The sequence below is a fragment of the Kitasatospora sp. NPDC091257 genome, from assembly GCF_044757675.1.
GTDB lineage: Bacteria > Actinomycetota > Actinomycetes > Streptomycetales > Streptomycetaceae > Kitasatospora > Kitasatospora lactacystinica.
The window spans coordinates 1-6,996 of sequence record NZ_JBIVVI010000397.1; the positions used below are offsets into that span (position 1 = coordinate 1).

The 6,996-nt window shown below is 75.9% G+C and carries 6 protein-coding genes and 1 pseudogene; 2 read left to right on the forward strand and 5 right to left on the reverse strand.

Annotated elements, in window-relative coordinates:
* Both ACIQOV_RS19520 and ACIQOV_RS19525 read left to right on the forward strand, forming a co-directional pair.
* A partial coding sequence (locus tag ACIQOV_RS19520) for a YciI family protein (RefSeq protein WP_401049991.1) occupies window positions 1-384 on the forward strand: 384 nt, incomplete at its 5' end.
* An 8-nt stretch (window positions 385-392) separates the two neighbouring features.
* A pseudogene (locus tag ACIQOV_RS19525) lies at window positions 393-1,549 on the forward strand (RNA polymerase sigma factor).
* A gap of 42 nt (window positions 1,550-1,591) precedes the next feature.
* Here the strand turns inward: ACIQOV_RS19525 and ACIQOV_RS19530 are convergent.
* The 5 genes from ACIQOV_RS19530 to ACIQOV_RS19550 form a co-directional block, all read right to left on the reverse strand.
* Window positions 1,592-2,902 carry a DUF58 domain-containing protein gene (locus ACIQOV_RS19530; RefSeq protein WP_380548144.1) on the reverse strand — a complete coding sequence of 437 codons (1,311 nt, stop codon included), beginning with the start codon at window positions 2,900-2,902 and terminating at the stop codon, window positions 1,592-1,594.
* Window positions 2,903-3,029: 127 nt separating this feature from the next.
* Window positions 3,030-4,040 carry an AAA family ATPase gene (locus tag ACIQOV_RS19535; protein ID WP_380358103.1) on the reverse strand — a complete coding sequence of 337 codons (1,011 nt, stop codon included), beginning with the start codon at window positions 4,038-4,040 and terminating at the stop codon, window positions 3,030-3,032.
* Window positions 4,037-5,257 carry a DUF4350 domain-containing protein gene (locus tag ACIQOV_RS19540; RefSeq protein ID WP_401049994.1) on the reverse strand — a complete coding sequence of 407 codons (1,221 nt, stop codon included), beginning with the start codon at window positions 5,255-5,257 and terminating at the stop codon, window positions 4,037-4,039. Before ACIQOV_RS19540 ends, ACIQOV_RS19535 begins: the two co-directional genes overlap by 4 nt.
* On the reverse strand, window positions 5,254-5,964 hold the full coding sequence (locus ACIQOV_RS19545; protein ID WP_401049996.1) for a DUF4129 domain-containing protein: 711 nt from the start codon (window positions 5,962-5,964) through the stop codon (window positions 5,254-5,256). The genes ACIQOV_RS19540 and ACIQOV_RS19545 overlap by 4 nt, the downstream gene beginning before the upstream one ends.
* Before the next feature lie 5 nt (window positions 5,965-5,969).
* On the reverse strand, window positions 5,970-6,996 hold a 1,027-nt coding region (locus ACIQOV_RS19550), incomplete at its 5' end, for a glycerophosphoryl diester phosphodiesterase membrane domain-containing protein (RefSeq protein WP_401049999.1).

Sequence of the window (6,996 nt, forward strand, 5' to 3'; positions counted from 1 at the left end):
CACTACCGGGGGGCCCCGGACGCGGTCAACTGCGTGCCGATGGACCAGTGGACGCCGGAGGAGGTCACGGCGCACATCACCTACATGCAGGACTTCGCGGACCGGCTGGAGAAGACCGGCGAGTTCGTCGACGGTCAGGCGCTCGCACCCGAGGGGACGTGGGTCCGGTACGACGGCGAGGGGCGTCCGGCGGTCACCGACGGTCCGTTCGCGGAGACCAAGGACCTCATCGCCGGCTGGATGGTGATCGACGTCGACAGCTACGAGCGCGCCGTCGAGCTGGCCGGGGAGCTGTCGGCCGCGCCCGGGGCCGGGGGGAAGCCGATCCACGAGTGGCTGGAACTGCGCCCGTTCCTCGCCATGCCGCCGACCATCACGGAGTGACCTGCCCGATGAACGAGGCCCTGTTGAGGAGCCTCACGCCGAGCGTCATCGGTGTCCTCGTCCGCCGCGGAGCGGATTTCGCGGCGGCCGAGGACGCCGTGCAGGAGGCGCTGGTCGAGGCGGTTCGGGTCTGGCCCGCCGGGCAGCCGCGCGACCCCAAGGGCTGGCTGGTCACCGTGGCCTGGCGCAAGTTCCTGGACGCGGCCCGGTCGGATGCCGCCCGGCGCCGTCGGGAGGACCTGGTCGAGCAGGAGCCGGGGCCGGGGCCCGCGGCGGGTGCGGACGACACGCTCCAGCTCTACTTCCTGTGCGCCCACCCCTTGTTGACGCCCTCTTCGGCCGTTGCGCTGACCCTGCGTGCGGTGGGCGGGCTGACCACCCGCCAGATCGCCCGGGCCTATCTGGTGCCCGAGGCGACGATGGCGCAGCGGATCAGCCGGGCCAAGCGCGCCGTCTCCGGCGTCCGGTTCGATCAGCCCGGGGACGTCGCCACCGTGCTCCGGGTGCTCTACCTGGTCTTCAACGAGGGCTACTCCGGCGATGTCGACCTCGCGGCCGAGGCGATCCGGCTCACCCGGCAGCTCGCGGCGGTGATCGATCACCCCGAGTGGCGGGGTTGCTGGCCCTGATGCTGCTGCACCACGCCCGGCGGGCCGGCCGGACCGGGCCCGACGGTGCGCTGGTGCCGCTGGCCGAGCAGGACCGCGCCCGCTGGGACACCGGACTGATCGCCGAGGGCATCGGGATCCTGCACAGGGCCCTGGCCCGGGACCGGCTGGGCGAGTTCCAGGCCCAGGCTGCCGTCGCGGCGCTGCACGCCGACGCCCCCACCGCCGAGGAGACGGACTGGGTGCAGATCGTCGAGTGGTACGACGAGCTCGTCCGGCTGACCGCCAGTCCGGTGGTGCGGCTCAACCGCGCGGTGGCGGTCGGTGAGGCCGACGGTCCGCGCGCCGGGCTGGCGGAGCTCGCCGAGCTGGACGACGCGCTGCCCCGGTACACGGCGGTGGCGGCGTACCTCCACGAGCGCGACGGGGACGCGGCGACGGCGGCGCGGCTGTACGCGGAGGCGGCGCTCAAGGCGTCCAACCTCGCCGAGCGCGAGCACCTGACCCGTCAGGCGGCCCGACTCAACGCGTGGTTGAGGGGGCGGACCCAGGAGTGACGGGGCGTCGGAACAGCCCGAGCGGCATCCGGAGGCAGCGGCTCAGAGCCGGCCGGCGGCCTTCAGCGCCAGGTAGGTGTCGGCCAGGGCCGGGGCGATCCGGGCCGGCGGGGCGTCCAGGACGGTGACGCCGTGGCGGGTGAGGCGCTCGGCGGTGGCCCGGCGGTCTGCGCGGGTCTGTTCGGCGGCCGCCGCGCCGTAGACCGCGTCCAGGGTGCCCCGCCCGGCGGCGAGGACCTCCAGCTGCGGGTCGGCGACGGAGGCGAGGACGACCTCGTGGCGCTTGGTGAGCATGGGCAGCAGCGGGCGCAGCCCGTCCTCGACGGGGGCCGCGTCGAGGCCGGTGAGCAGCACGATCAGCGAGCGCTGGGGGGCCATCTTGAGTGCGGTGGCCACCAGTGAGCGCATGTCGGTCTCGTGCAGGGCGGGTTCCAGCCCGGCCATCGCGTTGGTGAAGGCGGGCAGTACCTCGTGGGCCGAGCTGCCGGCCACGGTGACGCGCTTGCGGGAGTCGTGGGCGAGCAGGTCGACCCGGTCACCGGCCCGGGTGGCGAGGGCGGTGAGCAGCAGCGCGGCGTCGAGGGCGGCGTCCAGGCGGGGTGCGTCGCCGACCCGGCCGGCCGAGGTGCGGCCGGTGTCGAGGACGACGAGGATGTGCCGGTCGCGTTCGGGGCGCCAGGTGCGGACGGCGACGGTGTTCCGGCGGGCGCTGGCGCGCCAGTCGATGGAGCGGACGTCGTCGCCGGGCAGGTACTCGCGCAGGGAGTCGAACTCGGTGCCCTGGCCGCGGGTCAGTACCGAGGTGCGGCCGTCGAGTTCGCGCAGCCGGGCGAGCCGGGAGGGCAGGTGCTTGCGGCTGGCGAACGGGGGCAGTGCGCGGACCGTCCAGGGGACGAGGTGCGAGCCCTGGCGGCCGGCCAGGCCGAGCGGGCCGAGCGAGCGGACCGTCACCCGGTGGGCGTGGTGGTCGCCGCGGCGGGTGGGGGTGAGCACGGTGGTGATCCGTCGCCGCTCGCCGCCGGGGAGGGTCAGGGCGTGCCGGGAGGCGGCCTCGGCGGTGCCGGGGCGCCAGGCGGACGGGGCCCAGGCGTCGCGGACCAGGCCGCGGAGCAGTCGGCCGGACGGGTTGGTGACGGTCAGTTCGACCGTGGCGGGCTCGCCGAGCCGCACGGTGGTGTCGCCGCTCCGTCCGAGCCGCAGGCCGCGGACCGGGGCGGCGAGCACCAGGTCGACCGCGACGGCGACCAGCACCGCACCGGTGACCAGGCCGATCCCGGTCCAGGACGGCAGCAGCAGGCCCACGACGAGCGCGCCGAGTGCGGCGAGCAGGGCGGTTCGCCCGGTGAGGGCCATGCGGTGCGCTCCTTCGGAAGCCCGTGAGTCGGTGGCCCGTGGGCCGGTAGCCCGTGGGCCGGAGGGCCGGAAACGGGTGTGGTGCGGTGGGGTGCGGGACGGCGTGCCGCGGTGGGGTGTGCCCGGGTCAGCGGGGTGCGGGCGTCTGGGCGAGGACGGCCTGGATGACGGAGTCGGCGGTGACGCCCTCCATCTCGGCCTCGGCGCGCAGCGCGACCCGGTGCCGCAGGGTGGGCAGGGCGAGCGCCTTGACGTCGTCCGGGGTGACGTAGTCGCGGCCGGCCAGCCAGGCCCAGGCGCGGGAGGCGGCGAGCAGGGCGGTGGCGCCGCGCGGGGAGACGCCGATCGACAGCGACGGGGACTGCCGGGTGGCCCGGCAGAGGTCGACGATGTAGGCGAGGATCTCGGGGGAGACGGTCAGCTTGGCGATCTGCTCGCGGGCGGCGACCAGGTGCTCGGGCCCGGCGACCGGGCGGACGCCGGCCGCGCGGAGGTCCCGGGGGTCGAAGCCGGCGGCGTGCCGGGAGAGTACCTGGAACTCCTGGTCGCGGTCGGGCAGCGGCAGGATCAGCTTGAGCAGGAAGCGGTCCAGCTGGGCCTCGGGCAGCGGGTAGGTGCCCTCGTACTCGACCGGGTTCTGGGTGGCGGCGACCAGGAACGGGACGGGCAGGGCGCGCGGTTCGCCGTCCACCGTGACCTGGCGCTCCTCCATGGCCTCCAGCAGGGCGGCCTGGGTCTTCGGAGGGGTGCGGTTGATCTCGTCGGCGAGCAGCAGGTTGGTGAAGACCGGGCCGGGCTGGAAGGAGAACTCGGCGGTGCGGGCGTCGTAGACGAGCGAGCCGGTGACGTCGCCGGGCATCAGGTCGGGGGTGAACTGGATGCGCTTGGTCCCCAGGCTGAGCGCGGTGGACAGGGTGCGCACCAGCAGGGTCTTGGCGACGCCGGGGACGCCCTCCAGCAGCACGTGGCCGCCGCAGAGCAGGGCGACGACCAGGCCCGTGACGGCGGCGTCCTGGCCGACCACGGCCTTGCCGATCTCGGCGCGCAGGGCGGTCAGCGCGGTGCGCGGGTCGGTGGCGGGGGTAGCGGGTGCCGTGCCGGGGACGGAGCGGAGCTGGGCGGTTGCCTGGTCGGTCACGGGTTCCGTACCTGCCTTTCGAGGGCGTCGAGGTCGTCGGCGAGCCGCAGCAGTGCGGCGTCGTCGGTCGGGGGCGGGCCGTACAGCAGGGCCCGGACGTCCCCGGCGGGCCGGGCGGGCAGCCGGTCGGCCACGGCGACGCAGAGCGCGTCGGAGTCGGGTGCGCCGGCCCGGAGCGGGACGCCCAGGGCTGGGGCGAGGCGGTGGGCGGTGGCGCCGCGCAGCGCCTCGGCGGCGCGGCCGCGGGCCCTGGCCCGCCGGTACAGGCGGGCGCGGCCCTCGGTGGTCTCGGCGGCGCGGACCACCACGGGCAGGTTCTCGCTGACGACCGGGCCGAGCCGGCGCCCGCGCCAGAGGGCGGCGAGCACGGCGGCGACGGCGAGCTGGTAGCCGGCCCAGTGCCAGCCGCTCGGCAGGAAGTCACCGAAGGTCTTGGTGCGGGCTTCCTCGGGGAGCGGGGCGGAGTAGTCGGGCAGGTGCCAGGTGAGGCGGGGCTGCGAGCCGAGCAGGCCGAGGGCGAGGGAGGCGTCGCCGTCCTTGGTCAGTTCGCCGTTGTGCAGGAAGGTTCCGCTGCCGAGCACGATGACGTCGCGGTCGCCGTCGCCGACCGGGAGGCCGACCAGCGGGTAGCCGTGGCCGCGGGAGTAGCAGCCCTCGCCGCGGCTGCCGCTGGTGTAGAGCATGCCGCCCTGCTGGGCGCTGCCGGCCCGGACGGCCTCGGTGAGCGTGCAGTCCGCGGGGGTGGAACGGACGGAGGCGTAGGCCGGCCCGCCCGCGTCGTCGGACAGCCGGATGCCGGGGGCGAGCGCGGTGAGCGCGGCCGGGCCGGGGGCGACCAGGACCAGCCGCCGGTGCCGGGCGGCGGCGACGGCGCGCAGCTGGGCGGGGCCGAGCAGGTCGGGTTCGGGCAGCACGAGGGTGTCCGGTCCGGCCGGGGTGGTGGTCGGGTCGGTGCTGAACTCGGCCTTGATGCCCTGGCGTTCGAGCAGGGCGACGACGGCGTGGGCGCCGTCGCGGTCGTACGAGCGCGGGTCCAGCGGCGGGTAGCGGCGGTCCTGGTCGAGGGCGGACACGGCGGCGGCGCCGATCAGCAGGGCGGCGAGGACGGCCAGGTACCAGCGGGCCCGGCGCCACAGGCCGCGCGTGGTGGGGGTGAGGCTGGTCGGGGCTCCGGGTGCCTCGGTGCCGGGCGGGGGTGTGGGGACGGTACCGGTCATGCCGCTCCTCCCGGGGTCGGGGCCGGGACGGCGGCACCGGCGGTGTCGGCGACGTCGGGCGCGAGGACCGGGCGGGTGCGCTCCAGGGTCCGGTCGAGCTCGTGCAGCAGCCGGTAGGCGTCCTGGTCGGCGGTGCGCTCGCCGTACGCGATGTCGTCGAAGGTCCGGGCGGCCGCGGCCAGTGCGGCGGCGTGCTCGGGCAGCGCCCGGCCGGCGTCGGTGGCGGCCTCGTCGGCGGTGCGGCCGGGGCGGATGTCGAGCAGGGTGCGCTCCTCCAGGCTGCGCACCAGGGCGCGCATCTGCTCGCGGACGGCTTCGGTCCAGCGTCCGGCGGCGGCGTGCCCGGCGGCGTCCGCCCGGTACTGGTCGGCGCTGCGCGGGCCCTCGGCGCCGTACACGTCCGGGACGGTGCGGGCGGCGCGGCGGGGTGCGCCGAGGCGCCACCAGAGCGCGGCGCCGATCAGCACCGCGACGATCAGGAAGAGGATCAGTCCGGTGGTGCCGGTGGTGCCGTCGCCGGAGATGCTGTCGAGCGCTCTGGCGATGTGGTCGTAGATCCAGTCCGTGATCCGCTGCAGCACGGACGGGTCGTGCCTGTGGTACTCCGCGTCGAGCAGTTCGTCGCGGGCGGCCTCGCGCGCCGGGTCACGCGGCACGGTGACCGGTGCGCCGCCCGCGGCGAGCAGCCCTTCCCCCCAGTTCGGCATCCGGCTCAGCGCCTCGCTGACGTCGGGTGGCCCGGGCCGCCGCCCCAGCCGGTGCCGCCGTGCTCGGGCAGGCCGGCCGCGCGGGCGAGCTCGATGTCCAGGGCCTCGCGGCGGATCCGCTGGTCGATGTAGACCAGCACGCCGACGGCGGCGATGAACGGGGTGGTGAAGGTGCCGGCGATGATCCCGGCGACCGCCAGCAGGAGCAGCATGGCGACGCCCTGGTCGGCGCTGTCGGGCAGGCCCTGGCGGCCGAGCTTCTCGAAGCCCAGCAGCAGGCCGATGAACTGGGCCGGGACCACGACGACCATCGCGACGACGAACGCCAGCACGTAGCCCAGCACGGTGATGCCGAGGACCCGCCACCAGGCGCCGCGGACCAGGCGCCACGAGCGCGACAGCGCCGTCAGCACGCCCTGCTTCTCCAGCATCAGGGCCGGGGCGGCGAGGCTGAAGCGGATCCACAGCCAGACGGCGACCGGCAGGGTCAGCAGACCGACCAGGCTCAGCAGGCCGGTGACGGCGGCGGAGCCCTGGCCGGCGAGGCCGTACCCGGCCATGGGGGCGAAGCCGAGCAGGATCACACCGGGGCCCATCAGGGCGGTGAGCAGGGTCAGCCCGAGCAACTGGAGCAGCCGGGGGCGGGCGTCGCGCCAGGCCTCCCCGGCGGTCACCGACCGGCCGAGGACGGCTCGGCTGACCACGATGGTGAGCAGCGCGGTGGCGAACACGTTGAGCAGCAGCTCCAGCGGCAGCCCGGCCAGCAGCCGCAGGGTCTGGGTGGACTCGCCGGTCTTCCCCTTGACCAGCAGGTTGACCACGACGGAGCCGGCCTGGGAGAGCACGGCGAGGCCGAGCGAGAGCGCGAGCACGGTGCGCCAGTGCCGGCGGACGGTGGTGACGGCACCGTCCAGCAGCTCGCCGAAGCTCAGCGGGCGCAGCGGGATGACGCCCGGCTTGGGGCTCGCCGGGGCGCCCCAGCCGTACGGACGGTGGCCGCCGGGAGGCTGCTGCCCCCACTGCTGTCCCCAC

Excerpts from the sequence above, each read along its gene's own strand:
- ACIQOV_RS19530 (WP_380548144.1), bottom strand. The coding sequence starts at position 2,902 with ATGGCCCTCACCGGGCGAACCGCCCTGCTCGCCGCACTCGGCGCGCTC.
- ACIQOV_RS19540 (WP_401049994.1), bottom strand. The coding sequence starts at position 5,257 with ATGACCGGTACCGTCCCCACACCCCCGCCCGGCACCGAGGCACCCGGA.
- ACIQOV_RS19545 (WP_401049996.1), bottom strand. The coding sequence starts at position 5,964 with ATGCCGAACTGGGGGGAAGGGCTGCTCGCCGCGGGCGGCGCACCGGTC.